The organism is Aeromonas sp. 604443 (assembly GCF_049170315.1).
Taxonomy (GTDB): Bacteria; Pseudomonadota; Gammaproteobacteria; order Enterobacterales; family Aeromonadaceae; genus Aeromonas; species Aeromonas veronii_A.
Genome location: NZ_JAAKMI010000009.1, coordinates 52908 through 77657, shown reverse-complemented (window position 1 = coordinate 77657; position 24750 = coordinate 52908). Strand labels below are relative to the sequence as shown.

At 58.4% G+C, this 24750-nt stretch carries 25 protein-coding genes and 1 tRNA gene; 11 read left to right on the top strand and 15 right to left on the bottom strand.

The window, feature by feature from the left end; genetic code table 11:
- Positions 1-349 precede the first annotated feature (349 nt).
- From G5380_RS13525 to G5380_RS13515, 3 genes are all read right to left on the bottom strand, one after another.
- On the bottom strand, positions 350-718 hold the full coding sequence (locus G5380_RS13525) for a CopG family transcriptional regulator (RefSeq protein WP_216952276.1): 369 nt from the start codon (positions 716-718) through the stop codon (positions 350-352).
- Between the two features lies 1 nt (position 719).
- Complete coding sequence (locus G5380_RS13520; RefSeq protein WP_216952274.1) at positions 720-1367, bottom strand: AAA family ATPase; 648 nt, start codon at positions 1365-1367, stop codon at positions 720-722.
- A gap of 106 nt (positions 1368-1473) precedes the next feature.
- The gene (locus tag G5380_RS13515; RefSeq protein WP_421209091.1) at positions 1474-1650 is read right to left on the bottom strand and encodes a hypothetical protein; all 177 of its coding nucleotides are present in this window, start codon (positions 1648-1650) and stop codon (positions 1474-1476) included.
- Positions 1651-2397: 747 nt separating this feature from the next.
- Between G5380_RS13515 and arcA the strand changes: the two genes are divergently transcribed.
- The 4 genes from arcA (at position 2398) to G5380_RS13495 (ending at position 7221) form a co-directional block, all read left to right on the top strand.
- Positions 2398-3618, top strand: a complete 1221-nt coding sequence (arcA, locus tag G5380_RS13510) for an arginine deiminase (RefSeq protein WP_043850716.1) — start codon at positions 2398-2400, stop codon at positions 3616-3618.
- A gap of 62 nt (positions 3619-3680) precedes the next feature.
- A complete protein-coding gene (arcC, locus tag G5380_RS13505; RefSeq protein WP_005339719.1) occupies positions 3681-4607 on the top strand; it encodes a carbamate kinase in 927 nt (308 codons plus the stop codon).
- Positions 4608-4686: 79 nt separating this feature from the next.
- A complete protein-coding gene (gene argF, locus G5380_RS13500) occupies positions 4687-5691 on the top strand; it encodes an ornithine carbamoyltransferase (RefSeq protein WP_421209090.1) in 1005 nt (334 codons plus the stop codon).
- A 123-nt stretch (positions 5692-5814) separates the two neighbouring features.
- Positions 5815-7221: a YfcC family protein gene (locus G5380_RS13495; RefSeq protein ID WP_040070076.1), complete on the top strand. Its 1407-nt coding sequence runs from the start codon at positions 5815-5817 to the stop codon at positions 7219-7221.
- 131 nt (positions 7222-7352) lie between these two features.
- On the opposite strand, the gene G5380_RS13490 is transcribed toward G5380_RS13495, so the two are convergent.
- The 5 genes from G5380_RS13490 to G5380_RS13470 all read right to left on the bottom strand — a co-directional run bounded on the left by G5380_RS13490 (position 7353) and on the right by G5380_RS13470 (position 10262).
- Positions 7353-7844, bottom strand: a complete 492-nt coding sequence (locus G5380_RS13490) for an arginine repressor (protein WP_005339728.1) — start codon at positions 7842-7844, stop codon at positions 7353-7355.
- A gap of 200 nt (positions 7845-8044) precedes the next feature.
- Positions 8045-8509, bottom strand: a complete 465-nt coding sequence (pyrI, locus tag G5380_RS13485) for an aspartate carbamoyltransferase regulatory subunit (protein ID WP_005339730.1) — start codon at positions 8507-8509, stop codon at positions 8045-8047.
- Between the two features lie 15 nt (positions 8510-8524).
- Positions 8525-9445 (bottom strand): aspartate carbamoyltransferase, encoded by a 921-nt coding sequence (gene pyrB / locus G5380_RS13480; RefSeq protein ID WP_005339735.1) that lies wholly within the window; start codon positions 9443-9445, stop codon positions 8525-8527.
- On the bottom strand, positions 9426-9620 hold the full coding sequence (locus G5380_RS13475; protein WP_133249581.1) for a hypothetical protein: 195 nt from the start codon (positions 9618-9620) through the stop codon (positions 9426-9428). Before G5380_RS13475 ends, pyrB begins: the two co-directional genes overlap by 20 nt.
- A gap of 99 nt (positions 9621-9719) precedes the next feature.
- Complete coding sequence (locus tag G5380_RS13470) at positions 9720-10262, bottom strand: hypothetical protein (protein WP_335865244.1); 543 nt, start codon at positions 10260-10262, stop codon at positions 9720-9722.
- Between the two features lie 201 nt (positions 10263-10463).
- On the opposite strand from G5380_RS13470, the gene G5380_RS13465 reads away from it, so the two are divergent.
- Positions 10464-10540: transfer RNA gene (locus tag G5380_RS13465), tRNA-Trp, on the top strand.
- 144 nt (positions 10541-10684) lie between these two features.
- Here G5380_RS13465 and G5380_RS13460 read toward each other — a convergent pair.
- Complete coding sequence (locus G5380_RS13460; RefSeq protein WP_421206333.1) at positions 10685-11557, bottom strand: LysR family transcriptional regulator; 873 nt, start codon at positions 11555-11557, stop codon at positions 10685-10687.
- Between the two features lie 100 nt (positions 11558-11657).
- Here G5380_RS13460 and G5380_RS13455 point away from each other — a divergent pair, with 100 nt between their 5' ends.
- Positions 11658-12155 carry a lactoylglutathione lyase family protein gene (locus G5380_RS13455; RefSeq protein ID WP_005339743.1) on the top strand — a complete coding sequence of 166 codons (498 nt, stop codon included), beginning with the start codon at positions 11658-11660 and terminating at the stop codon, positions 12153-12155.
- Between the two features lie 207 nt (positions 12156-12362).
- The gene (locus G5380_RS13450) at positions 12363-14255 is read left to right on the top strand and encodes a methyl-accepting chemotaxis protein (RefSeq protein WP_421312899.1); all 1893 of its coding nucleotides are present in this window, start codon (positions 12363-12365) and stop codon (positions 14253-14255) included.
- Between the two features lie 65 nt (positions 14256-14320).
- Here G5380_RS13450 and G5380_RS13445 read toward each other — a convergent pair whose 3' ends face one another.
- The 6 genes from G5380_RS13445 to G5380_RS13420 all read right to left on the bottom strand — a co-directional run bounded on the left by G5380_RS13445 (position 14321) and on the right by G5380_RS13420 (position 18912).
- Positions 14321-14785, bottom strand: a complete 465-nt coding sequence (locus G5380_RS13445) for a gamma-glutamylcyclotransferase family protein (protein ID WP_042031904.1) — start codon at positions 14783-14785, stop codon at positions 14321-14323.
- Positions 14782-15426: a pyroglutamyl-peptidase I gene (gene pcp / locus G5380_RS13440; protein ID WP_421352817.1), complete on the bottom strand. Its 645-nt coding sequence runs from the start codon at positions 15424-15426 to the stop codon at positions 14782-14784. Before pcp ends, G5380_RS13445 begins: the two co-directional genes overlap by 4 nt.
- A 17-nt stretch (positions 15427-15443) precedes the next feature.
- Positions 15444-16367 (bottom strand): DUF979 domain-containing protein, encoded by a 924-nt coding sequence (locus G5380_RS13435; RefSeq protein ID WP_216952266.1) that lies wholly within the window; start codon positions 16365-16367, stop codon positions 15444-15446.
- The gene (locus G5380_RS13430) at positions 16367-17062 is read right to left on the bottom strand and encodes a DUF969 domain-containing protein (protein WP_005341931.1); all 696 of its coding nucleotides are present in this window, start codon (positions 17060-17062) and stop codon (positions 16367-16369) included. Before G5380_RS13430 ends, G5380_RS13435 begins: the two co-directional genes overlap by 1 nt.
- Positions 17063-17479: 417 nt before the next feature.
- A complete protein-coding gene (locus G5380_RS13425) occupies positions 17480-17992 on the bottom strand; it encodes a lipocalin family protein (RefSeq protein ID WP_421352816.1) in 513 nt (170 codons plus the stop codon).
- A gap of 17 nt (positions 17993-18009) precedes the next feature.
- On the bottom strand, positions 18010-18912 hold the full coding sequence (locus tag G5380_RS13420) for an AraC family transcriptional regulator (RefSeq protein WP_421206339.1): 903 nt from the start codon (positions 18910-18912) through the stop codon (positions 18010-18012).
- 157 nt (positions 18913-19069) lie between these two features.
- Between G5380_RS13420 and yqhD the strand changes: the two genes are divergently transcribed.
- The 4 genes from yqhD (at position 19070) to G5380_RS13400 (ending at position 24638) form a co-directional block, all read left to right on the top strand.
- On the top strand, positions 19070-20233 hold the full coding sequence (gene yqhD, locus G5380_RS13415) for an alcohol dehydrogenase (RefSeq protein ID WP_040070066.1): 1164 nt from the start codon (positions 19070-19072) through the stop codon (positions 20231-20233).
- A 507-nt stretch (positions 20234-20740) separates the two neighbouring features.
- A complete protein-coding gene (gene pntA, locus G5380_RS13410) occupies positions 20741-22267 on the top strand; it encodes a Re/Si-specific NAD(P)(+) transhydrogenase subunit alpha (RefSeq protein ID WP_040070064.1) in 1527 nt (508 codons plus the stop codon).
- Positions 22268-22278: 11 nt separating this feature from the next.
- Positions 22279-23763: a Re/Si-specific NAD(P)(+) transhydrogenase subunit beta gene (gene pntB / locus G5380_RS13405; RefSeq protein WP_005339759.1), complete on the top strand. Its 1485-nt coding sequence runs from the start codon at positions 22279-22281 to the stop codon at positions 23761-23763.
- Between the two features lie 98 nt (positions 23764-23861).
- The gene (locus G5380_RS13400) at positions 23862-24638 is read left to right on the top strand and encodes a substrate-binding periplasmic protein (protein WP_323137699.1); all 777 of its coding nucleotides are present in this window, start codon (positions 23862-23864) and stop codon (positions 24636-24638) included.
- Positions 24639-24750 lie beyond the last annotated feature (112 nt).

The window sequence follows — 24750 nt, the reverse complement described above, 5'->3', positions numbered from 1 at the left end:
ACCCTGGCAGCCAGCCTTCCTGACCGACTTCATTGCGTCCGTGCATGAGTAACTATAAGGATTTTATAACCGGCTACAACGCCAGATTGGAAAACGTTTTTGTCATTAGCTATTTCGAAAGTTATGGGTTTCGATTTTTTCATTTATAAACAGCTGGTTAAGTTAATCATCTTCATGTTTTAAGATCTTATCTTCCGATTATCTCGGGGATCTTTTCGGCTGTTTACTTACATGTGGAATGGCAGATCTCTTACGCGGGATTTTGGTTACTTTGGAAACAGATTCTGTGCTCTGATGGTGATCACCCAATGTGGGTGTGACGGCAGGAAAAGAGCAGTGAATGGGGTATTTATAGGTGCTGGTTGAGGCGCTCATAGATGGTTTGGCGCTCTTCAGGGGTGAGCGAAGAGAAGTAGTGGGTAAAGAGGCGCAGTAGCAGGGACTTGTTCATGCCGTCTTGTTGGGTCAGATTACCCAGCTCATCGATGGCCACTGTACTCATGGAGAAGGTCGCTTTTTTAAAGCTGGGCTTCAGATGCTCACCACTCTCGATAAAGGCCAGTGCCGACAAGGCTTCATCCCTATGCAGACTCAACTCAAGGCTGACAACCTTGGGTTTACCCTTGGCGTAGAACTCAGCATCTTCGATAAATTCATCGACAGTGAACTTCTTCTGGTGATGCAGCTGATGCTTTTTCTTCAGGTCCGCCAAGCCCATCTCATACCCCCACTTTCAGGAACTCTTTGGCGATGGCCCGGATCTCTTCGGCAGATTTGCCATCCGGTTCTATCTCCATCACCGATAATCCCTTTTCCTCACTATCGTCGTAGACGTTGCGGCCATAGGTGATGGAATTCAGTACGTCGACTCCGAACGAGGCACATACCTCTTTGGCCTCGAGAATCCGCTTTACCTGATTGGGCAAAGATGGACATTGGGTCAATACAACGGCTGCATTGAGGGTCGGATTGACCATCTTGCAGGTGGTGATCAGATCTTCCATGTGGGGTAGGGTCTTGAGGTCGCGGCGTTTCGGGCGCAAGGGGATCAGGGCGTGGGTGGCGACAGCCATGGTGGAGCGCAGTGCCCGGTTGTCTTGCCCGCCGCAATCGACGATGACGTAGTCATAGCGATTTTTCAGGCTAAGCAGATCGTTGCGAATATTGCCATAGAGCTGAACGCAGTTGATTTGTGGCAGATCCGGGTTGTCATTGCGTTCCTGAATCCAGTCCGAGGTAGTGCGTTGCGGGTCGCAGTCGACCAGTAACACCTCTCCCTGAAATTGGGATCTGAGGTAGACCGCCAGATTTTGCGCCAGGCAGCTCTTGCCACTGCCACCCTTCTCCCCACCGACCAACAAGATCATGACGTTCCCCTATCCATGAGAAAACCGCTGATTTCAGTATAGGAGGGGGTTGGCTCATCACAAGGCGAGAAAGGCGAGAGGAGTGATGCTCCTCTCGTTCTGCAGGTTAATAGTGAACACTGCCGCCATGCCAGCGGCAGACATAGTCGGGCACCAGTATCTGGGGGGCCTTGTCGACATTGCAGACCACCATGGGTATGGCAGGGGCTCCTTCAGCCTGACTGAGGGTGGGGAGAGCAGAGAGCAGCAAAGTCGCGAGCAACAGCATGGGTTTCATCTTCATAACAACTCCTTGGTAGTGCCATTCCTGTGTGATCCGGATCACTTTCTGAGTTAAGTCGAGGTTGGCGCCAGCGCAAGGTGAGGTGAATAAATTCAATTAATGAAAAAAGTATCAAAAGGCGTTGTGGTGACCGACGAGGATGGCTGCCCACCTTGATGCGGACTTTGTGCATATTAAGTTGAACTGCACAAAGAGGTGATGACTTATAAGGCCGAGCCTGATGGGGTTGGCATCAATGCCATGATCTGGAACAAGAAAAGATTTATGCAGTGAATGTGGTAGATGTGAGTATTTATTTCTCCCGCGTTCCTCCCGTCACGGCGATGTATTCAATACCTAGGGAGTAATATTCAAATTCTATTTGTAAGGTTATTTAAAGTGTTGATTTTTAACGGTTTTTGTTATTTGCATTTAATCACTCCAGTGAACTGGCATGAATAAAAAATGAATCAATCTGAAATATAGCAGGGTGGTTTTGCATGGTTATTCGGTGCTATTTGTTTGGAAAATGCGCAATTTGCTACCGGGGTCATAGATTGGATGGTGAATATATTCAGTTCTGAGTGAATGTGATCAATGTCTAAGTTTGTCGTGATTCGCAGGGCTAACCTCGGTCTCGAAAGGCAAGGGCAGGATAGAACATAAGCCGATTACCCTACATAAAGAATATCCCGCCTTAGCCACGAGCATGAATAGAAGGAATCTATTCAATCACTCGCAGGGACCACTGCTAGACGGAATATAATCATGAGCAAATTTTATGTAGGTTCTGAAGTTGGCCAATTGCGCCGTGTCATGTTGCACCGCCCCAACCTCAGTCTGAAGCGTCTGACTCCTTCCAACTGCCAGGATCTGCTGTTCGATGACGTCCTGTCTGTTGAACGTGCCGGTCAGGAGCACGACAAATTCGCTCAGGTACTGCGCGATCAGAATGTCGAAGTTTTCCTGCTGACCAATCTGCTGGCCGAAACACTTGATGTGCCGGAAGCCAAAACCTGGCTGTTGCAACATCAGGTCTCCGACTACCGCCTCGGCTCTTCTTTTGCCAACGACGTGCGCTGCTTCCTGGCTGACATGCCGCACCGCGAGCTGGCCCGCATTCTCTCCGGCGGCCTGACCTACTCCGAGATGCCCTACAGCGGCGTCAACATGGTAGTTGGCATGCACGCTCCGACCGATTTCATCATCGAACCGCTGCCCAACCACCTCTTCACCCGTGACACCTCCTGCTGGGTTTACGGTGGCGTCTCCATCAACCCGATGGCCAAGCCAGCTCGTCGCCGCGAGACCAACCATGTGAAGGCTATCTACCGCTGGCACCCGATGTTTGCCGGTCAGGACTTCATCAAGTACTTCGGTGATGAGGAGCGTGACTACGACAACTCCACCATCGAGGGTGGCGACGTACTGGTTATCGGCCGCGGCGCTGTGCTGATCGGCATGTCCGAGCGCACTACCCCGCAAGGTGTCGAGCATCTGGCTCGCAGCCTGTTCAAACACGGTCAGGCCAAACAGGTCATCGCCATGGAACTGCCGAAACACCGCAGCTGCATGCACCTGGATACCGTCATGACCCATATGGATGTCGATACTTTCTCCGTCTATCCGGAAGTGATCCGCAAGGATGTGCAGTGCTGGAGCCTGACTCCGGGCGGCGCCACCGGCATGAACATCAAGGAAGAGGGTTACTTCGTCACTGCTATCGAGAAAGCACTGGGCGTGGATCAGCTGAAGATCATCACCACTGGCGGTGACAGCTTCGAAGCCGAACGCGAGCAGTGGAACGACGCCAATAACGTGCTGACCGTACGTCCCGGCGTGGTGGTGGGTTACGAGCGCAATACCTACACCAACGAGAAATATGACAAGGCCGGTATCACAGTTCTCTCCATCCCGGGTGATGAACTGGGCCGTGGCCGCGGCGGCGCCCGCTGCATGAGCTGCCCGATGGAACGCGACAGCATCTGATGAGACGGCGTGGCGCCGGCAGAAGCTGGCGCCACACAGAACCAAACTCGAGATTAACCACTATGAAAAAACCAACTGTCGTCGTCGCTCTGGGTGGCAATGCACTGCTCCGTCGTGGTGAGCCACTGGAAGCGGATATCCAGCGCAAAAACATCGCCACTGCGGCCAAGACCATCGCCCTGATCGCTCAGGAGTACAACGTGGTGCTGGTGCATGGCAACGGCCCGCAAGTCGGTCTGCTGGCCCTGCAAAACAGTGCCTACACCAAGGTATCCCCCTATCCGCTGGATGTGCTGGGTGCCGAGTCCCAGGGCATGATCGGTTACATGCTGATCCAGGAGCTGAAAAACCTGATGCCGAGCCGCAACGTCACCGCGCTGCTGACTCAGGTGCAGGTCGATCCCAAGGATCCGGCGTTTGCCAATCCGACCAAATTTATCGGCCCCGTCTACGAAGAGGCTGAAGCCCGCACCCTGGCAGAAGAGAAGCACTGGGTGGTCAAGGCTGACGGCAAGTTCTTCCGCCGCGTAGTGCCCTCCCCGCTGCCCCAGCGCATCGTTGAAGGCGACGCCATCGAAACTCTGATTGCCCAGGGCCACCTCATCATCTGTACCGGTGGTGGTGGCATCCCTGTGACCTGGGATGGCCAGAGCCTGACCGGTATCGAAGCCGTCATCGACAAGGACATGTCTGCCGCCTACCTGGCCAAGCAGATCAAGGCCGACGCCCTGCTGATCCTGACTGATGCCGATGCCGTCTATCTGGATTGGGGTAAACCGACCCAGCGTCCGCTGCGAGTCACCAGCCCGGACGAGCTGGCCGGAGTCAAGTTCGACGCAGGTTCCATGGGACCGAAAGTCGAAGCCTCCTGTGAATTTGTCAAAGCGACCGGCGGCATGGTCGGCATCGGCTCGCTGGAAGATGGCCTCGCCATCCTCAAGGGTGAAGCCGGCACCAATATCGTCGCCACCCGCACCGTACATGCGTAATTACCGATATCTGTACTGAGAATGCGTAGTCAACACTACTGCCCGAACTGGTCTGAAACATATATAGAGAGAACTCATCATGGCTTTTAATCTGCGTAACCGTAACTTCCTGAAACTGCTGGACTTCACCCCGCGCGAAATCCAATACATGATTGACCTGGCCATCGACCTGAAGAAAGCCAAATACGGTGGCTACGAGCGCAAACACCTGGCCGGCAAAAACATTGCCCTGATCTTCGAGAAGACCTCTACCCGCACCCGTTGTGCATTTGAAGTGGCGGCCTTCGACCAGGGCGCACAAGTCTCCTACCTTGGCCCAAGCGGTTCCCAAATCGGTCACAAGGAGTCCATGAAGGACACCGCCCGTGTACTGGGTCGCATGTATGACGGTATCGAATACCGCGGCTACGGTCAGGAGATCGTGGAAGAGCTGGGCGCCTACGCCGGTGTTCCGGTCTGGAACGGCCTGACCAACGAATTCCACCCGACCCAGATCCTGGCTGACTTCATGACCATGCTGGAGCACGGCAAGGGCAAGCGTCTGGATCAAATCAAGTTCGCCTACCTGGGTGATGCCCGCAACAACATGGGTAACTCCCTGATGGTCGGCGCCGCCAAAATGGGCATGGACATCCGTCTGGTCGCGCCGAAAGCCTTCTGGCCGGAAGAGGAGTTGGTTGCCAAGTGCCGCCTGATCGCCGAAGAGACCGGCGCACGCATCACCCTGACCGAAGATGTGAAAGAGGGTGTGCTGGGTGCTGACTTCCTCTACACCGACGTCTGGGTATCCATGGGTGAAGCGAAAGAAGCATGGGATCAGCGCGTCAAACTGATGACTCCGTATCAGGTCAACATGGATGTCATCAACGCCACCAAGAACCCGGATGTGAAATTCATGCACTGCCTGCCGGCGTTCCACAACGACGAGACCACCATGGGCAAGGAAGTGGCTGACAAATATGGCATGAAAGGCCTGGAAGTGACCGAGGACGTGTTCGAATCCGAGCACAGCATCGTGTTCGACGAGGCCGAAAACCGGATGCACACCATCAAGGCAGTGATGGTTGCTACGCTGGGCGACTAAGGTCGCAGTAGTGGTGCCGGGGGGCGACCCCCGGCTTTTCGACCATGTGACAGCGGCATAATACCTCTAACCCTACAACCCGCAGCCTGCATGGATACCACACCCACAGAAGGAAGCTGGACCATGACCAAATTCAAGTTCCCGTCAGCCTACACGATACTGTTTGTGCTGATCGCCCTGGTGGCCGCCCTGAGCTGGATAGTGCCGGCCGGCAAATATGAGATGACCATGAACGAAGCCCTCGGCAAAGAAGTGCCGGTGGCGGGTACCTACAAACTGGTGGAGGGGAATCCCCAGGGGATCGTCGACGTGCTGCTGGCACCTATCGATGGCCTCTACAACCATGACACCTATGAGGCAGGCGCCATCGACGTCTCCCTCTTTATCCTGATCATCGGTGGTTTTCTTGGCATTGTGACCAAGACAGGTGCCATCGATGCCGGTATTGAACGTGTGACCGACCGCCTGCGCGGCCGGGAAGAGTGGATGATCCCGATCCTGATGGCGCTGTTCGCCGCAGGGGGCACCATCTACGGGATGGCCGAAGAGTCGCTGCCGTTCTACACCCTGCTGGTGCCGGTGATGATGGCCGCCCGCTTCGACCCAGTGGTGGCAGCGGCAACCGTATTGCTGGGCGCCGGTATCGGTACTCTGGGTTCCACCATCAACCCGTTTGCGACTGTTATTGCCGCCAACGCCGCCGGTATCTCCTTCACCGACGGTATCTGGTTGCGCGTTGCCATGCTGGTCGCCGGTTGGCTGCTCTGTGTTGCCTACGTCATGCGTTACGCCAAGATGGTGCGCAGCGATCCGAGCAAATCTCTGGTGGCTGACAAGTGGGAAGAGAACCGTGCCCACTTCCTCGGCAACAAGAGCGACCAGATGCTGGAGTTCACCCTGACCCGTAAAATCGTGCTGGGTATCTTCGTCGCCGCCTTTGCCGTGATGATCTATGGTGTGGCCGTGCTGGGCTGGTGGATGGCGCAGATCTCCGGCGTGTTCCTGGCTGCCGCCATCATAGTCGGTGTCATCTCCCGCATGAGCGAAGAGGAGCTGACCTCCAACTTTATCGACGGTGCCCGCGACCTGCTGGGTGTGGCGCTGATCATCGGTATCGCCCGCGGTATCGTGGTGGTAATGGATAACGGCATGATCACTCACACCATTTTGCACAGTGCAGAAGGGATAGTGACTGGCCTCTCCACCATCGTCTTTATCAACGTTATGTTCGTGCTGGAAGTGGTGCTCTCCTTCCTGGTGCCGTCCTCCTCCGGTCTGGCCGTACTGACCATGCCGATCATGGCGCCGCTGGCCGACTTTGCCAACGTGGGTCGCGATCTGGTGGTGACTGCTTACCAGTCTGCCTCCGGTCTGGTGAATCTGGTGACCCCGACCTCCGCCGTGGTCATGGGCGGCCTGGCTATTGCCAAGGTGCCTTATGTGCGCTGGCTGAAGTGGGTGGCTCCGCTGCTCGGTATCCTGACCGTGCTGATCGTGGTCTGCCTGAGCCTGGGTGCCGTGCTCTCCTGAGGATGACAAGCAAGATGAAACGGGAGCCTGCGGGCTCCCGTTTTTTATGAGCGCAAGAAGTGATGGACACAAAGTCGCAGGCAACAAAAAGGCGACCCGCGGGTCGCCTCAGTGCATTTGGGGGAGAGAGCTTAGCGGGCCTGCGCCAGGGTGCGCACCACGGCGGCATGGGCCTGACGGGTGCGGCTGATATGGCGCGGCGCGACCAGCACCACGTCATTGCCCGCGACGGCGCCCATGATCTCGGGATTGGCGTTGCGATCCAGCAGGCGGGCCACCACGGTGGCGGCTCCCGGGGTGGTGTGGATCAGCACCATCTGCTGGTTGTGTACCACTTCGCGCACCATGTCGTGGATCGAGCGGGTACTGCCGGCGGGTTCCAGCTGCTCATCGACCAGGGTGTAGACCTTCTTGCCGTTGGCATTCTGCGCCTTGGCGACGCCGAGGCGGCGCAACAGACGGGAGATGGTGGACTGGCTGATGTCGGCAAAGCCGCGCTCCGACAGCTCGCGACGGATCTCTTCCTGGGTGCTGTAGCAGTGCTGACCGATGATCTGGCGACAGGCATCCAGCTGGGCCAGATCGGGCTCTTGGGCAACGGGACGACTGAGGGTTTTGACCACGGCGAATTCCTTTGATGATGACCGGAGGTAAACGCGCGATATCTGCCATAGCAGTCAGTTATCAGGTAAAAACACTGATAATCCATCTATATGCAGGGAATGAGCGGGCATTACCATCTTGCGATGGCAAATTATAGCTGACTGGAAATTCGGTGATGTGACAGGGTTCAAAAATGGGCCCCGCGGGGCCCAATCAGATATCAGTAACGCTCGCTGACGATGTCCTGAGTGAAGGACTTCTCGCAATATTTGCACTTCATCCGCACCACGCCTTTCACTTCGCGCACCCGGAAGTAGCTGTCCACCGGCTCGTTGTGGGAGATGCAGTTGGAGTTGGGGCAGTGGAACACCCCGGCGATGAACTCCGGCAGCTCCAGCTGGTGCTTCTTCACCACATTGAAGTCTTCGATGATGTTGACGGTCGCTTTAGGGGCGAACAGCGCAAGCTGGTTGGCTTGTTGCTCGGTCAGGCGGGTGTTCTCAATCTTGATGAGATCCTTCTTGCCCAGTGCGCCGGATTTCAGGTTGAAGCCGACGGTGATCCGCTCCTGGGTTTCGACCAGCTGGAACAGCTTGAGGATCTTGATGCCCTGGCCAGCGGGGATGTGATCGATGACGGAGCCGTGACGGATGGCTTCGACTTGCAGTTGGTTCTTGTCAGACATGATATTCCCCTAAGCTCAGACAGTTTCGTTCAGTACCAGTGCCAGCAGCGCCTGGCGTGCATAGACCCCGTTCTCCGCCTGCTGGAAGTAGCAAGCGTGGGGAGTCTTGTCGACCGCCACATCGATCTCGTCGACGCGGGGCAGGGGATGCAGGATCTTCATGGTGGGCTTGGCCCCTTCCAGGGTTGCCAGCTCCAGAATGAACTTGGCGGCCATGTGCTTGTATTCGGTCTCGTCGAAGCGCTCTTTCTGGACGCGGGTCATGTAGAGGATGTCCAGCTCCGGCATCACCTCTTCCATGGTCTGGTGGACGCTGAACTGGATACCCTTCTCTTCCAGCTCTTCGCAGATGTAGTCCGGCATCGCCAGCGCTTCCGGGGAGATGAAGAAGAAGCGGCAGTTGAACAGGCTGAGGGCCTGGGCCAGCGAGTGCACGGTGCGGCCATATTTCAGGTCACCGACGAAGGCGACGTTGAGGTTGTCCAGACGACCCTGGGTCTCATGGATGGTGAACAGGTCGAGCAGGGTCTGGCTCGGATGCTGGTTGGAGCCGTCGCCGCCGTTGATGACCGGCACGCGGGAGAATTCGGAGGCTAGACGGGCCGCACCCTCTTTCGGGTGGCGCATCACCACCGCATCCGAGTAGGAGCCGATGATCTTGATGGAGTCAGCCAGCGTCTCGCCCTTCTTGGCGCTGGTGTTGCCACCGTCGGCGAAGCCGATGATGTTGCCGCCAAGGCGCTGTACCGCGGTCTCGAAGGAGAGGCGGGTGCGGGTGGAGGCTTCGAAGAAGCAGCTGGCAACCAGCTTGTCTTTCAACAGGCTGGTGTCAGGTTCAGCCTTCAACCGTTGTGCGGTTGAGACTACCAGTTCCATTTCTGACCGGGTCAGGTCCGAAATGGAGATGACATGTTTCTTATAGAGTGGATTGGTCATCGTCTGCATTCCCTTTGACATCATTGGAGGTTTTTCGGGCACAAAAAAAAGCCCCTGAAACAGGGGCTTTTTTTAAAAATAACTGGGGATCTTTGGGGTGGGAACCGGAAACAACGGGGCCGCTCTGGTGCGCACCACCCGTCTGCAAGGCTGTTTTCTGAATCAAAAACTGCATCGTTTCGTCCCGACCTTTTTCAAAACCGGACAGATTATAGGGCCGCTTTTTTAATTGTCAAAATTTTATTTACGATGCCAATTTCAGCATGAAAAACGTTTAAGTGACGGAAACATGACGACAAATCCACACCTTGTGCGTCTCTTGCAGCGATTCCCCATCGCGGGCCATGGCGCGCAAATAACCGAGTCTGTGGTGTCCTTCCAGCAGGCAGTAGGGGCGGGGTAGGGGATGACCGTTCGGGTAGCTGGCTCCCTCTTCCGGCACCAGCACGATGACAGGTTCGGGCCAGGTGCCGTCGTTTAGCATCTTCTCGCCGAGCCAGGAGCGGCGGACATAGCGGTTGCTGCGCAGCATCTCGCCCCAGCGCTCGATCACCTCCATATGGCGGGAGTCTATCTGCTCGATAATCTGCGCGGTGGGCCAGCTTTCGCATGCGAACTGGTGGCTGGCGAGATCGATAAAGCTCCAGTTGGACTCAAAACCGCGCCAATGACGGTAAATCCACTGGGAAAGCACATTTTCGGGGATGAAGGGCACCAGCGGGGCGACCCGGGCCAGGTAGTCGGGCAGGGACTCTGTTTTGCGTTCGTCCCTGAAGTTGAGGGGCGCAAGTTGTTGGAGCAGTCGGTAATTGAGCATAAGTGGCCTCCCGGTACCTGATTTCACCCTACCCCCATTTATGCCCCATTCCTACCCCGCTGAGTCTGGAAATACAGCAAGTTACCCCTCGTTGCTGCACAAATCGGCGCGACTTGTTCGGGATTTGTGCAATCGCATTAAAAGTGTGAAAAAAGCCTTTACCTTTGAAACCCGCTTTGTATACTACGCCTCGTTTGTTGCAGGGGCGTAGTTCCAATTGGTAGAACAGCGGTCTCCAAAACCGATGGTTGCGGGTTCGAGTCCTGCCGCCCCTGCCATTTTCAGAAAGGCCAGCTCATTGAGCTGGCCTTTCGCATTTCCGGCGTTCGCCAATTTATCCCTCTCTCCTTTCTCTTCTCCTTCTTGCCGCTAGCTCTCGGTGACTGTGGCCACATTGATCTCTATGTCTGCCGCAAGAGCGTTCAATGTGCAGCAACCCGCTGTTTCAGGACGGTGACCAGCCGCTGGTGGCGGGCGGGGAGCGGCCACTCGGCGCGGTAGATCAGCCAGAGGGTGTCGATCACCTCAATACTGCTCTGGATCACCCGGATTTTCTCCTGTTGGGCAAAGGCGGTGACGGCGAAGCGGGGCAGCACGGTAAAGCCGAGGCCGCGGGCGACCGGCTCCAGGATCAGGCCGATCTGGTTGGTAAAGCCGCGCTGCGGGATCTCGTCAACGCGCTGGCCGGGGTAGCGTCGTCCCAACAGGCGTTGTGCCATGCTGCGGCCATCCGGGTGGTCGATAAAGCCGAGCTGACAGAGGTACTGCCAGCTCGGCTCCTTGCCATCGTTGGGCACCACCAGACAGAGGGGTTCGCGGGCGAAGGGCTCGGCGGCGATGCTGAGGTGTTCAGGCGGCTGATCCACCAGTCCCAGATCGCTGCGCCCCGCCAGTACCGCCTGCACTATGTCGGGGGTGGGGGCAAAGCGGTGCTGGATGGTGAGTCCGGGGTGCTCTTGTTGCTGGTCGAGCAGCAGGGGATAGAGCAGCAGACCAATGCTACCCGGGGTGGACAGGGTGATGGCGCCGTGGTGAGGGTCGTCGTCCGAGAGGCGTGCCCGCAGCTGTTCGGCGGCCTGCTCCTGCTGGCGGGCGAAGTCGAGCAGCACCAGCCCGCGCGGGGTGAGCTCCAGCAGACGAGGCTTGCGCAGCAGCAGGGGGCCAAATTCGGCCTCGAGGCGCGAGATATGCTGACTGACGGCGGCCTGAGTGAGATCCAGCCGATCGGCGGCACGGGTAAAACTGCCGGTTTCATGCACCACCACCAGGGTGTGGAGCCAGAGTGGATTAACCATAAATTTAATTTATGCCTTCCATTAGTTTGACCTTATTTTTCATTATGGCTCTCCTTCCTATCATGTCACCTGTTTCCCACACACAATTTCAAGGTGACTTATGACTTACCCACGCAACTTCTCCCACATCGGCATCACGGTGACTGACCTCGACAAAGCGGTCGAGTTCTATACCAAGGTGATGGGCTGGTATCTCATCATGCCGGCGACCACCATCACCGAGGATGACTCCGCCATCGGCGTGATGTGCAACGACGTGTTTGGCCCGGGTTGGGGCTCCTTCCGCATCGCCCACCTCTCCACCGGCGACAAGATCGGCATCGAGCTGTTCGAGTTTCCCAACAGCGAGCGCCGTGAGAACAACTTCGAATTCTGGAAGACCGGAGTGTTCCACTTCAGCGTGCAGGATCCGGATGTCGAGGGGCTGGCGGCGCGCATCGTCGCGGCGGGCGGCAAGCAGCGGATGCCGGTGCGCGAGTACTACCCGGGCGAGAAGCCCTACCGCATGGTCTACATGGAAGATCCCTTCGGCAATATCGTCGAGATCTACAGCCACAGCTATGAGCTGACCTACTCCGCCGGTGCATATCAGGGGTAAGTAACAGGCCGCCTTAGGGCGGCCTGCTGCTTTGTTGTTACAAGAGTCAGTAGCATGGAATAGCGATCTGGTTCACACGAATAGCGCGTTCTGTTGTTGATAGATGGGAAAATATACAGATTCACTAAAGTCTGTTCATATTGCGGCCGATAGCCTTTGATACATCAGGGTTTTCCCTGCCTGACACAACAACAAGGATTCGTCGTCATGACCCTCTCTCTGCGCGGCAAGCTGCTGGCCACCAGTCTTGGCGTAGTGCTGCTGATGGCATCACTGCTCGGCATCGTTGCCTTTCACACCCTAAAATCCCGCACCATGAGCGCCATCCAGAGCGAGGCGGTCAACTATGGCCACGCCTACTCGGTCGCCATCGGCGAATGGATGACGGATCGCAAGAACACCGTCCATGCGCTGGTCAACCTGATCAGCGATAACCCCCAAGCCGAGCTGGTGCCGCACCTGAAGCAGGCCTACACCTCCGGCGGCTTCGGCCTCACCTATTTTGGCTCCGCGCAGGGGGTGATGACCCGGCAGGATCCCTCCCTCAACACCGGCAACTATGACCCGCGCGAGCGCCCCTGGTATCAGGATGCGGTGAAGGCGGGGCAGCTGATCGTCACTGCCCCCTATGTCAGCGTCACCATGCAGAAGCTGGTGGTTACTCTCTCCGAGCCGGTGCGCCATCAGGGCGAGCTGGTCGGCGCCGTGGGGGCCAACCTGGCGCTCGACAAGCTGATCGATGAAGTACTGGCGATGAAGGTGCAGGGTGAGGGCTACGCCATGCTGCTCGACAGCAGCGGCCTCATCGTCGGCCATCCGCAGAAGGATTTGGCGCTCAAGCCCATCGCCGAGCTGGCGCCGGGACTCTCTGCCGCCACCTTCCAGCAGTGGGGCCGCGAAAACAGCGAGCTGCACGCCGCCACCCTCGACGGGCGGGATGTGCTGCTGGCGGTACAACCGGTACCGGGCACCGACTGGCTGCTGGCCATGGTGATGTATCGCGATGTGCTGGAAGCGCCGCTCAGCAGCCTGCTGTGGGAGCTGGTGGGGCTGACCCTGGTGCTGATGCTGGTGTTCAGCGCCCTGCTCACCGCTACCTTCAAATACCTGTTCGCCGATCTAGGCCGGGTCGCGCACGCCCTGCACGACATTGCCCACGGCGAGGGGGATCTCACCGTTCACATCAACACCCACAGCAAGGATGAGGTGGGCCAGCTGGCCCAGAACTTCAACCAGTTCGTGGCGCGGCTGCATGGCATCGTCAGTCGGTTGCGGGATGTGACCATCGAGCTGGCGGCACAGTCCCGTGCCCAGGCGGCCGGGGCGCAGGCTCGCAGTCAGCGGGTACGCCAGCAGCAGGACGAGATCGTGATGGTGGCGACCGCGGTGACCGAGATGGCTTCCGCTACCCAGGAGATCGCCGGCAACGCCGAGTTTGCCGCCACCACCGCCACCGATGCGGTTGCACTGGCGGTCGCCGGTCAATCCCAGGTTGGCCAGAGTCAGCGCAGCATTACCGGTCTGGCGGACGAAGTGGCCGATGCCAGCCAGATCATCAATGAGCTCGACAGCCATGCCCAGAAGATCAGCGGCATTCTGGCGACCATCAGCGGCATCGCCGAGCAGACCAACCTGCTGGCGCTCAACGCCGCCATCGAGGCGGCCCGGGCCGGTGAGCAGGGACGCGGTTTTGCGGTAGTCGCGGACGAGGTGCGGGTGCTGTCGCGCCGTACCCACGACTCCACCGACGAGATCCAGCAGATGATCGAGACCCTGCAGCAGACCACTCGTCGCGCCGTGGGCGGCATGGAGACCAGCCGTCAGTTGGCGGGTACCAGCGTCGAGGATGCGGAAGCGGCCAACCAGAGCCTTGCCCGGATCAACGAGGCGATCGGCTCCATCAGCGACATGGCGACCCAGATCGCCGCAGCGGCCGAGGAGCAGACTTCGGTGACCGGCGAGATCAGCCGCAATACCGAGAATATCCGCCACGTCTCGCAAGAGCTGGCCGAGCAGGCGGGCGACGAGGCGGCGCAGGCGGCCGAACTCAAGTCGCTGACCGAGCGGCTGGAGCAGGAGATCGGGCGCTTCCGGCTCTGATCCTCAGGCCATCTTCCATGAAAAAGGGCAGCCCGCGGGCTGCCCTTTGTTATTGTCGCTGACCGTCAGGCGGCGCTCTCCAGTTGCGCCAGATGGAAAGCGCGCCAGTTGCCGTCGGGCAGGTAGTGCTTGCCCTGTTGCCACTTGGGATCGTGCTGCACTACGTAGCGGTAGTGGTAGGCCTGCTGTTGGCCGACATAACGCCCCTGCGCCGGGTCGAAGATCTCCACCTCGATGAGCTGGCGCAGATATTCGCTCTGGGGATCATCCTCGCCGTGGAAGTTCTCCATCTCGTCGAGCGCCGCGATGGCGGCAGGGAAGTCGTCCAGCACAAACAGCTCGCCATAGACCCAGTCATCCCCCTGCAGCAGGGCGGGGTAGCCCTTGTGCTGCAGGTGATAGAGAGCGCCGCGCACCCGGGCGCGCCGGGGCGTCTGGCTCACGTGGTGAGCCAGATAGCGGCGGTAGTTGAACAGCCCGTCCATCAGGCTGCCGTAGACGAACAGCGGGCGTGGCTGGCAAAGGCTCATGAGATCTCGCCGCCCACGACCTTGATATCGCCATCCTGCTGCAGCACCACCGCCTCGATGGCCAGCGCCAGCGCGCGGGTAATCTCGCTCATGGCGAGGCAGGGCTGGTTCACCTTGTCCGCTACCTGCTCGGTGATGTAGGGAACGTGGATAAAGCCACCGCGCACCGCCGGGAACTCTTTCTCAATCAGGTAGTGCAGCTGGTACATGATGTGGTTGCAGACGAAGGTGCCGGCGGTGTTGGAAACCGCCGCCGGAATGCCGTTCTCCTTGATGCGCTGCACCATCCCCTTGAGGGGCAGACGGGAGAAGTAGGCCGGTGCGCCATCGGCCTGAATCACTTCGTCGATGGGCTGCTGCTGCTCGTTGTCGGGGATACGGGCATCGTCGATGTTGATGGCGATGCGCTCCGGGGTAATGGCGAAGCGACCGCCCGCCTGTCCGACGTTGATCACCACGTCGGGCTGGTGCTGACGCATCAGCTCCGCCAGCAGGGTGGCTGACTTGCCAAAGACGGTGGGGAGCTGCGCCTTGATCACGGTGGCGTCCAGAATGGTCTCTGGCAGGCGTTTGACCGCCTCCCATGCCGGGTTGATGGGCTCGCCGCCGAAGGGGTCAAAACCGGTAATCAGTACTTTCATCATCTTCTCCCGAATGGTCAGAATGCCCAGAAATACATGAGGGCGATATGGATCAGCACCAGCGTCAGCGCCATCGGTACCTGCACCTTGATCACCTTGTTGAGATCCTTCATCTCCAGCAGGGCGGCGGGCAGGGCGTTGAAGTTGGCGGCCATGGGGGTCATCAGGGTGCCGCAGAAGCCGGCGGTCATCGCCAGCGCACCGGCCACCACCGGGTCACCGCCCTGGGCGATGACGAAGGGGATGCCGATGCCGGCGGTGATGACCGTGAAGGCGGCATAGGCGTTGCCCATGATCATGGTGAAGACCATCATGCCGAGGCAGTAGGCCACCACCCCGACGAAGGGGCTGCCGACCGGCACTACGGTGGAGATGCCGTGGGAGATGACATCGCCGACGCCGGACTTGTTGAAGATCACCCCGAGCGCGGCCAGCAGTTGCGGCAGAATGCCGGTAATGCCGACCTGCTGGATCATCCGGTCGGAGTCACCCACTACGGTAGAGGGGGTGGCACGAGTCAGCAGTACCGTGATGACGAAGGCGATGACCGCCGCCAGACCGATACCGACCTGACCGCCAAGGGGGGTGAACTGGGCGATCACCACCGCCAGCACGGCCAGCAGGATGCAGGGGAGGAAGATCCGGTTGCCGATGCGGCTGGCGTGGCGCTGGGACTCCTCCTCGCTCGCCTGCTCCAGCTTGCCGATCTTCACCTGCTTGAGCAGGGTGATGACCCCCATGGCGAGGATCAGCACGCCATTGATGACATTGGGGATATAGCTGCCGAAGGCAAACAGTACACCCAGAATGGTCCAGAACAGGGCGGTACCGATTTTGGCCGGGTGGCTGGGGTCACGCAGGACGCGCCAGGCGCTGCTGAACAGGATGACGCCGATCAGCACATAAAAGAATTCGAGCATGTTGGGGATGAGGGTCGCCATTATTGTTGCCCCTCCTTGTCGCTGCTCACGGTATATGTCTTGGCCATCTGACGGTCAAACCACATATTGGAAATAGCCACCATCAGCAGGGCGATAATGGCGATCGGCATGGATGCCTTGGCAATATCGACGGCAGAGACGCTATATCCAAGAGATTCAAATGTGCCGACGATCAGCAATACCCCGGCTGAGGCGACGAAGGTATTCTGGGCAAAGAAGTTGCCGTAGTTTTCGGTGGCGGAAACCCGCGCCTTGATATATTCCTCGTCCTCTTCGCTTAATTTGCCGTGCACCTTGGTGGCGGCTGCCTGAGTCATGGGGTTGACCAGCGGACGAATAAATTGGGTGTGACCCTGAACCCGCACCGAGAAGAGACCGGCCAGTTCGCGGATAAACATATAGAGGGTCATGAACTTGCCCGGGGTGAGCTTCTTGATCCGTTCGATCAGGGTGACCGCCTGCTGTTTGAGGCCGTAGCGTTCACAGATGCCGATCATCGGCAGGGTCAGCAGAAACAGTGTCACCATGCGGTTGGAGACGAAGGCTTCCCCCAGCAGGGAGAGGCAATCGGTCATGGAGAGACCGGAGACCAGCGCCGTGGTGACGGCGGCCACCAGTACGACGGCCAGAGTGTCGAGTTTGAAATAAAATCCCAATAAAATAATAAGAATTCCGCTTAATTTAATAAATTCCAATTAATCACCTCGTTAAAGTGAATATTTATATGCATTTTGGGGTGGCCGAGCTGTTTATCATCTGGTTACTGCGATGGCAACAAAAAATCCCCAAAAAGGGATTCGATTGGTTTTCTATTGGGGGTTTTTGCCGGTTTATTGTTCGCTGGTAAATGGTGAGTCCTGCACCGTCCAGGCTATTTTTTGCCCCCTAATCAGTCATTCAGATTATTTTGGGGTGCCTGGCGACAATATTGGGCTGACAATATGATCGCTATTCTCTTCCGTTGGTGGGTGATGGGGATTGTTGCGCAATGTCTATCTGGCAACCGTCAGCGAATGGCTGGGTATGACTGTGGTTGTGCGGAGCTGGGGTGAGGAAAGTGAAAGGGAGAGGCGAAGAGAACCGGTGGCGACGGCATCGCCACCGGTGCTGTCTCAGGGGATCTGCTTGACCCAAATCAGCTGATCGGTGGCAAAGCCCAGCGACTTCGCTTTGGCGACCAGCGCATCCACTTTCGCCTTGGGCGGGTTGGGTGAGCGGGAGAGGATCCAGAGGTAGTCGTGGTTGTAGCTGGTCACCAGCGAGAGCTGGTAATCGGGGTCGAGGTCGATTACGTTGTAGCCGCCGTAGAAGGGGCCGAAGAAGCTCACCTTGAGCCGCGCCTCGTCAGGGTTGCCGACGAAGTAGGCCTTGCCCTCCGCCTCACGCCAGCTGCCATCGCTCTGCTTGCCGCGGTTGAGCACCTTGACGCCGCCGTCATCGCGCAGGCTGTAGGTGGCGCTCACCTGCTCCAGCCCCCGTTCGAAGCTGTGGTCGAGGCGGGCGATTTCGTACCAGGTGCCAAGATAACGATCGAGCTGGAAGCCGGTAACGGGGCGGATGCCATCGGCAATCCCGGTACAGGCCGTCAGCAGCAAAGCGGTGAACAGGCAAAGCAGTGAACGCATAAGTAATCCCTCTCTTGTTATCCCTCGATGATGCGCAGCTGGCCATCCCGAAAGCGGGAGGCCTGATCCGTCGGCGTGCTGCCGAAGAAGCGCTTGTACTCCCGACTGAACTGGGAGTTGCTCTCGTAACCGACTCTGGCCGCCGCGGTGCCCGCCTTGATGCCGTCGTGCAACATCATCATCCGCGCCTTGTGCAGGCGAAACGACTTGATGTACTGCAGCGGCGAGGTAGCGGTGACCGCCTTGAAGTGGTGGTGAAAGGCGGAGACGCTCATGTTCACCTCCCGCGCCAGCTCCTCCATGGTGAGGTTGTCGGCATAACGGGACTCTATCATACGCAGCACCCGGGCGATCTGGCCCACATGGTTGTGGCGATTGGCGAGCGCCTGCAGCGCCGGGCCGCCCCCCTCGGTGAGGGCGTGGAACAGCATCTCCCGCACCGTCTGCGGCCCCAGCACCCTGGCGTGCAGCGGGTTGTCCATCAGCTCGATCAGTCGCTCGGCGGCGCAGAACATGGTTTCCGACAGGGGGACCGAGTGGACGCCGCTCTTTTGCGGCGCGGGGGCGGGCAGGGCATCGCCCAGCTCCAGCAACAGCTCCTGCAGGATGACCAGATCGATCTCGATGGAGAAACCGATCAGGGGCTGCTCGGGGGAGGCGAAACACTCGCACTCGCAGGGCAGCGGCAGGGTCATCAGCAGGTAGTGGTTGGGGTCGTAGCGAAATACCTGATCCGCCAGATAACCCACCTTGTGTCCCTGCAGGATAACGATCATCCGCGGTTGGTAGAGCACCGGGGTGCGGCCATGGTGCTCGGTGGTATAGATGAGGTTGACCTGTTTCACCGGTGATGGGGTGATGCCGGGGGCGGTGACGTGGCGGGTCAATCTGGTTGCGAGGTCGCTGTAACGGTTTTGCATGGGCGCTCTTTGATTCGACAGTTCCGGTTTTCGCTGCTTTGTAGAAATAGGCAAGAATAAAGCAGGATGTTGTCTTGATGGTAGGGTGGTTCTGGAGAAAAATGCAATCACGATTTCGCGGCCAGGCCGCCCTGACTATCAGAAGAAGGCAATGTCGATGAACAACTTTACTCTCCATACCCCGACCAAAATCCTGTTCGGCCAAGGGCAGATCGCCCAGCTGCGCGAGCAGCTTCCGAGCGATGCCCGCGTCATGATCACCTACGGTGGCGGCAGCGTGGTACGCAGCGGCCTGCTGGAACAGATCCGCAACGAGCTGGCTGGCATGACTCTGTTTGAATTTGGCGGCATCGAGCCGAACCCGGCCTACGAGACCCTGATGGGCGCCGTGGAGCTGGCCCGTGCCGAGCGGGTCGACTTCCTGCTCGCCGTTGGCGGTGGCTCCGTGCTCGATGGCACCAAGTTTATCGCCGCTGCTGCGCACTACGATCTGGCCAAGGATCCCTGGCACATTCTCGAGACCGTCGGCAGCGAAGTGCGCTCCGCCATCCCGCTCGGTTCCGTGCTGACCCTGCCGGCGACCGGTTCCGAAATGAACATGGGCGCCGTCATCACTCGTCGCAGCAGTGGCGACAAGGTGCACTTCTTCTCGCCGTTCGTGATGCCGCGCTTCGCCGTGCTGGATCCGGTGCTCACCTACACCCTACCCGAGCGTCAGGTGGCGAACGGGGTGGTGGATGCTTTCGTCCACATCGTGGAGCAGTACCTCACCTATCCGGTCAATGCCAAGGTGCAGGATCGCTTCGCTGAAGGCTTGCTGCTGACCCTGATCGAAGAGGGCCCCAAGGCGCTGGCCGAGCCGCACAATTACGAGGTGCGCGCCAACATCATGTGGAGCGCCACCATGGCGCTGAACGGCCTGATCGGTGCCGGTGTGCCGCAGGATTGGGCCACCCATATGCTGGGTCACGAGCTGACTGCCCTGCACGGCCTCGACCACGCCCAGACTCTGGCGGTGGTGCTGCCTGCCCTGCTGCAGGCCAAGCGCAAACAGAAACATGCCAAGCTGCTGCAATACGCAGAGCGGGTGTGGGGCTTGAACAGCGGCAGCGAAGCGGAGCGCATCGACGATGCCATCGCCGCGACCCGCGACTTCTTCGAGCGGATGGGGGTCAAGACCCGACTGCGCGACTACGGTCTGAAAGATCTGGGTATCGACACCCTGATCGGCAAGCTGGGTGAGCACGGCATGACCCGTCTGGGCGAGCACGGCGACATCGATCTGGTGCAGAGCCAGCATATTTATGAAGCGGCCTGGTAAGGGCCGCCAATCGGTGCCAAACGGGCGAAACGATTGAATTGCCGGGGCCATCTCCCGCCATATGGCGGCTGAGCGGCCCCGCTTTTGTTGGGAAAATGTTACTTTTCGGCGTTTTGCTGCGTGAAGTGAGACGAAAGCGGATTTCGTAAGAACAAAAAACGCTAAGATAGAGGGCCGGTAAAACATTTTTTTTGACTGGTTGGATCACTTTTTTCAGCCGTTTTTACTGGTATAAGCCTCTAATTTGGTTTGTTTTTTTTAATCGTAGCCAGGGATGGGCTGAATTCTGTACGAGTGCCGTCGGGACTGCGGTTGTAATAAAACTCCAAAATTTGATACTAATCACCTTCGCGCCTGAAAAGCGGGGGCCTGACCATGACAGGAGGTTGAGGTAAAGCCTACTGATTTTCATAACAAAGAGCCCTGGACCTGCACTTTGGTCATGTCTTGTTTCGTCAGAAGTGAGACACTGGGCAGCGATTGTTTATTAACCATCAGGGAATAGTCATGCAGATTGGAATACCGAGAGAGAGTCTCGCCGGTGAGACCCGGGTCGCAGCGACCCCGGCTACCGTCGAGCAGCTGAAAAAGCTCGGCTTCGAGGTCGCCATCGAGACCGGCGCAGGCCTGTCGGCCAGCTTCGATGATGCCGCCTTCGAGGCTGCCGGTGCCAGCGTGGTGCCGAATGTCTGGCAAGCCGACCTTATCTTCAAGGTCAATGCGCCGACCGATGCCGAGATCGCACAAATTAAAGATGGCGCCACTCTGGTGAGCTTCATCTGGCCTGCCCAGAACCCTGAGCTGGTCAAGAAGCTGTCCGAGCGAAACATCAATGTGATGGCGATGGATATGGTGCCGCGGATCTCCCGTGCCCAGTCCCTCGATGCCCTCTCCTCCATGGCCAACATCGGTGGCTATCGTGCCGTGGTTGAAGCTGCGCACCAGTTCGGTCGCTTCTTCACCGGTCAAATCACTGCAGCCGGTAAAGTGCCGCCTGCCAAGGTACTGGTGATCGGTGCCGGTGTGGCCGGTCTGGCCGCCATTGGTACGGCCGGTTCCCTCGGTGCCATCGTGCGTGCGTTCGATACCCGTCTGGAAGTGGCCGAGCAGATCGAATCCATGGGGGGGGAATTCCTCAAGCTGGACTTCGGTGGCGAAGACGGTGCATCCAGCGATGGTTACGCCAAAGTCATGTCCGATGAGTTCATCAAGGCCGAGATGGAGCTGTTCGCCCAGCAGGCCAAAGAGGTGGATATCATCATCACCACCGCCCTGATCCCGGGCAAGCCGGCTCCGAAGCTGATCACCAAAGAGATGGTGGACAGCATGAAGCCGGGCTCCGTCATCGTGGACATGGCCGCTCAGGCTGGCGGTAACTGTGAATACACAGTGCCGGGTGAGCTGCATGTCACTGCCAACGGCGTCAAGGTGATTGGTTACACCGATCTGCCGGGTCGTCTGCCTGCCCAATCCTCCCAGCTCTACGGTACCAACCTGGTCAACCTGATGAAGCTGATGTGCAAGGAGAAGGACGGCAACGTTGCCATCGACTTCGAAGATGTGGTTCAGCGCAACATGACGGTGATCCAGGCCGGTGAAGTGACCTTCCCGCCGCCCGCCATCTCCGTCTCTGCTGCCCCGCAGAAACCGGCCGCCGCCAAACCGGCAGCCAAGAAGGAAGAGGCCAAGCCTTCCAACAAGAAGTTCGTGTTCGGTGCCCTCGGCATCGCCGCCTTCGGCTGGATCGCCTCCGTTGCCCCGGCAGCCTTCCTCTCCCACTTCACCGTATTCATCCTGGCCTGTGTGGTCGGTTACTACGTGGTGTGGAACGTCTCTCACGCTCTGCACACGCCGCTGATGTCGGTCACCAATGCCATCTCCGGCATTATCGTGGTCGGTGCCCTGCTGCAGATCGGGCAAGGGTCGACCCTGGTCACCGCGCTGGCGTTCATCGCCGTGCTGATTGCCAGTATCAACATCTTCGGCGGCTTCACCGTCACTCAGCGCATGCTGAAGATGTTCCGTAAGGATTAAGGGGGTTTAACGTGTCTCAAGGACTGGTAACAGCATCCTATATCGTTGCCGCCGTGCTCTTCATCCTCAGTCTCGCGGGACTGTCGAAGCAAGAAACGGCCAAGCATGGCAACCTGTTCGGTATCGCGGGTATGGCTATCGCCCTGCTCGCCACCGTATTCAACCCGGAGACCAGTGGCGTTCACTGGATCATCCTGGCCATGGTGATTGGCGGTGCCATCGGCGTGCGTCTGGCACTCAAGGTCGAGATGACCGAGATGCCCGAGCTGGTGGCCGTGCTGCACAGCTTCGTGGGTATGGCGGCAGTGCTGGTGGGCTTCAACAGCTTCATCGATCTGCACCCCTCTGCACCTGCTGAGGTGGTCGTCTCCGTCGGTTCCAACCTGGATGCCACTCTGGCAGCCGCTCGTGCGGCGTTCGAGCAGGCCAACAGCGTTGCTCAGGTCGAGCACCTGACCGGCGCTATGCTGAACATTCATCTGGTCGAGATCTTCTTGGGCGTCTTCATCGGTGCCGTAACCTTCACCGGTTCCGTGGTTGCCTTCGGCAAACTGCGTGGTCTCATCTCCTCCAAGCCGCTGATGCTGCCGCACCGCCACAAGCTGAACCTGCTGGCCGTGGTCGCCTCGTTGGCGCTGATGGTCTACTTCGTCAACGCGGGCGGCTCTACCTTCGCCCTGCTGGTGATGACCCTGATCGCCTTCGCCTTCGGCTGGCATCTGGTTGCCTCCATCGGTGGCGCAGACATGCCGGTCGTGGTCTCCATGCTGAACTCCTACTCCGGTTGGGCGGCAGCGGCGGCGGGCTTCATGCTCTCCAACGACCTGCTGATCGTCACCGGTGCCCTGGTGGGTTCCTCCGGTGCGATCCTCTCTTACATCATGTGCAAGGCGATGAACCGCTCCTTCATCTCCGTGATCGCCGGTGGCTTCGGCTCCGACGGCGTAGCCTCTACGGCTGATCAGGAGATGGGCGAATACCGCGAAACCAGCGCCGAGGAAGTGGCTGACCTGCTGAAGAACTCCAGCTCCGTCATCATCACCCCGGGCTACGGCATGGCGGTGGCGCAGGCCCAGTATCCGGTGGCTGAAATCACCCAGAAGCTGCGTGATCGTGGCGTCAAGGTGCGCTTCGGTATCCACCCGGTTGCCGGTCGTCTGCCTGGCCACATGAACGTGCTGCTGGCGGAAGCGAAGGTCCCGTATGACATCGTGCTGGAAATGGACGAGATCAACGACGACTTCGCCGATACCGATACCGTGCTGGTGATCGGTGCCAACGACACCGTCAACCCGGCTGCGATGGAAGATCCGGGCAGCCCGATCGCCGGTATGCCGGTGCTGGAAGTGTGGAAAGCGCAGAACGTCATCGGCTTCAAGCGTTCCATGAACACTGGCTACGCCGGTGTCCAGAACCCGCTGTTCTTCAAGGAAAATACCCAGATGCTGTTTGGCGATGCCAAGGCCAGCGTCGAGGCAATCCTGAAAGCACTGTAAGTGCCATTCAGAGAGTGAATAGCAAGGAGGCTTCGGCCTCCTTTTTTATTGCTCATCCCTTGTATATCCTCAATCCATACGGACCATGAGGGATCTCCATGATGTGGTGTCAGGGTTGGCGAAGGATCGGGTTGTACGGCTGGCTGCTGGCATCTCTTCTCGTCGGTGGCATGGCTATGGCTCATGACAAGCCGACCCTGACCATATTGACAGAACTGTGGCCCCCCTATGTGATGCACAGCGACAAGGGGGAGCTGGTGGGCGCAGATCTCGAGCTGGCTCGCACCGTGCTGCAGCAGCTCGGCTATCGCACCGAGGTGAAGGTGCTGCCATGGAAGCGGGTGTTGCAACAGGCCCGCCTCGGGCAGGGGGATGCGGTACTCGACGTCTTCTATAACAAGGATCGCCAAGAGTGGCTCCACTATCCCGAAGAGCCGCTCTCTCGTAGTGGCGAAGTGCTCTTCTATCCGGTGGATCGTCCGGTGAAATTCGAGCAATTATCCGACCTCAAGGGGTTGCGGATCGGCATTCAGGCCGACTATGCCTACAGCCCCGATTTTCTGGCCGATGAAGGGGTGATCAGGGTCGCCATGACGGGCGATGGCAAGATGGTCAAGCAGTTGCATCTGATGATGGCCGGCCGACTGGATGGTGTCGTGCTCAATGAACAAGTTGGTCGTTATCTGCTGCGTACCCAGGGGCTGCAGGATCAGGTGGTCAATGGTCGCCGCCTGCTGACCGACGATAACCGCAACTTTCTCGGATTTACCCACAAGCCCGGCCATGACCAGTTGGCGAGGCGCTTCTCGGCCGCCTTGAAACAGTTCAAGCAGACCCCGGCCTACCAGCAGCTGCTGGCCCGCTATCATCTCTAGGTGACTCCATCGTCTGTGCGTTGCATCACAAATTGTCGCGCTTTGTTAAAAGACGGGCATAATGGCGCTAAAAAAGCGATGTTGCGCAACTTAATTTGATTTTATTGATATT

Coding starts and splice junctions, on each gene's coding strand:
- pntA (WP_040070064.1), top strand. CDS start 20,741: ATGCAGATTGGAATACCGAGAGAGAGTCTCGCCGGTGAGACCCGGGTC.
- G5380_RS13495 (WP_040070076.1), top strand. CDS start 5,815: ATGACCAAATTCAAGTTCCCGTCAGCCTACACGATACTGTTTGTGCTG.
- pyrB (WP_005339735.1), bottom strand. CDS start 9,445: ATGACCAATCCACTCTATAAGAAACATGTCATCTCCATTTCGGACCTG.
- G5380_RS13515 (WP_421209091.1), bottom strand. CDS start 1,650: ATGAAGATGAAACCCATGCTGTTGCTCGCGACTTTGCTGCTCTCTGCT.
- G5380_RS13460 (WP_421206333.1), bottom strand. CDS start 11,557: ATGGTTAATCCACTCTGGCTCCACACCCTGGTGGTGGTGCATGAAACC.
- G5380_RS13400 (WP_323137699.1), top strand. CDS start 23,862: ATGATGTGGTGTCAGGGTTGGCGAAGGATCGGGTTGTACGGCTGGCTG.
- G5380_RS13525 (WP_216952276.1), bottom strand. CDS start 718: ATGGGCTTGGCGGACCTGAAGAAAAAGCATCAGCTGCATCACCAGAAG.
- G5380_RS13435 (WP_216952266.1), bottom strand. CDS start 16,367: ATGGCGACCCTCATCCCCAACATGCTCGAATTCTTTTATGTGCTGATC.
- G5380_RS13475 (WP_133249581.1), bottom strand. CDS start 9,620: ATGCAGTTTTTGATTCAGAAAACAGCCTTGCAGACGGGTGGTGCGCAC.
- G5380_RS13425 (WP_421352816.1), bottom strand. CDS start 17,992: ATGCGTTCACTGCTTTGCCTGTTCACCGCTTTGCTGCTGACGGCCTGT.
- G5380_RS13445 (WP_042031904.1), bottom strand. CDS start 14,785: ATGAGCCTTTGCCAGCCACGCCCGCTGTTCGTCTACGGCAGCCTGATG.
- G5380_RS13450 (WP_421312899.1), top strand. CDS start 12,363: ATGACCCTCTCTCTGCGCGGCAAGCTGCTGGCCACCAGTCTTGGCGTA.
- arcC (WP_005339719.1), top strand. CDS start 3,681: ATGAAAAAACCAACTGTCGTCGTCGCTCTGGGTGGCAATGCACTGCTC.
- arcA (WP_043850716.1), top strand. CDS start 2,398: ATGAGCAAATTTTATGTAGGTTCTGAAGTTGGCCAATTGCGCCGTGTC.
- yqhD (WP_040070066.1), top strand. CDS start 19,070: ATGAACAACTTTACTCTCCATACCCCGACCAAAATCCTGTTCGGCCAA.
- pyrI (WP_005339730.1), bottom strand. CDS start 8,509: ATGTCTGACAAGAACCAACTGCAAGTCGAAGCCATCCGTCACGGCTCC.
- G5380_RS13520 (WP_216952274.1), bottom strand. CDS start 1,367: ATGATCTTGTTGGTCGGTGGGGAGAAGGGTGGCAGTGGCAAGAGCTGC.
- G5380_RS13470 (WP_335865244.1), bottom strand. CDS start 10,262: ATGCTCAATTACCGACTGCTCCAACAACTTGCGCCCCTCAACTTCAGG.
- pcp (WP_421352817.1), bottom strand. CDS start 15,426: ATGAAAGTACTGATTACCGGTTTTGACCCCTTCGGCGGCGAGCCCATC.
- G5380_RS13420 (WP_421206339.1), bottom strand. CDS start 18,912: ATGCAAAACCGTTACAGCGACCTCGCAACCAGATTGACCCGCCACGTC.
- argF (WP_421209090.1), top strand. CDS start 4,687: ATGGCTTTTAATCTGCGTAACCGTAACTTCCTGAAACTGCTGGACTTC.
- G5380_RS13455 (WP_005339743.1), top strand. CDS start 11,658: ATGACTTACCCACGCAACTTCTCCCACATCGGCATCACGGTGACTGAC.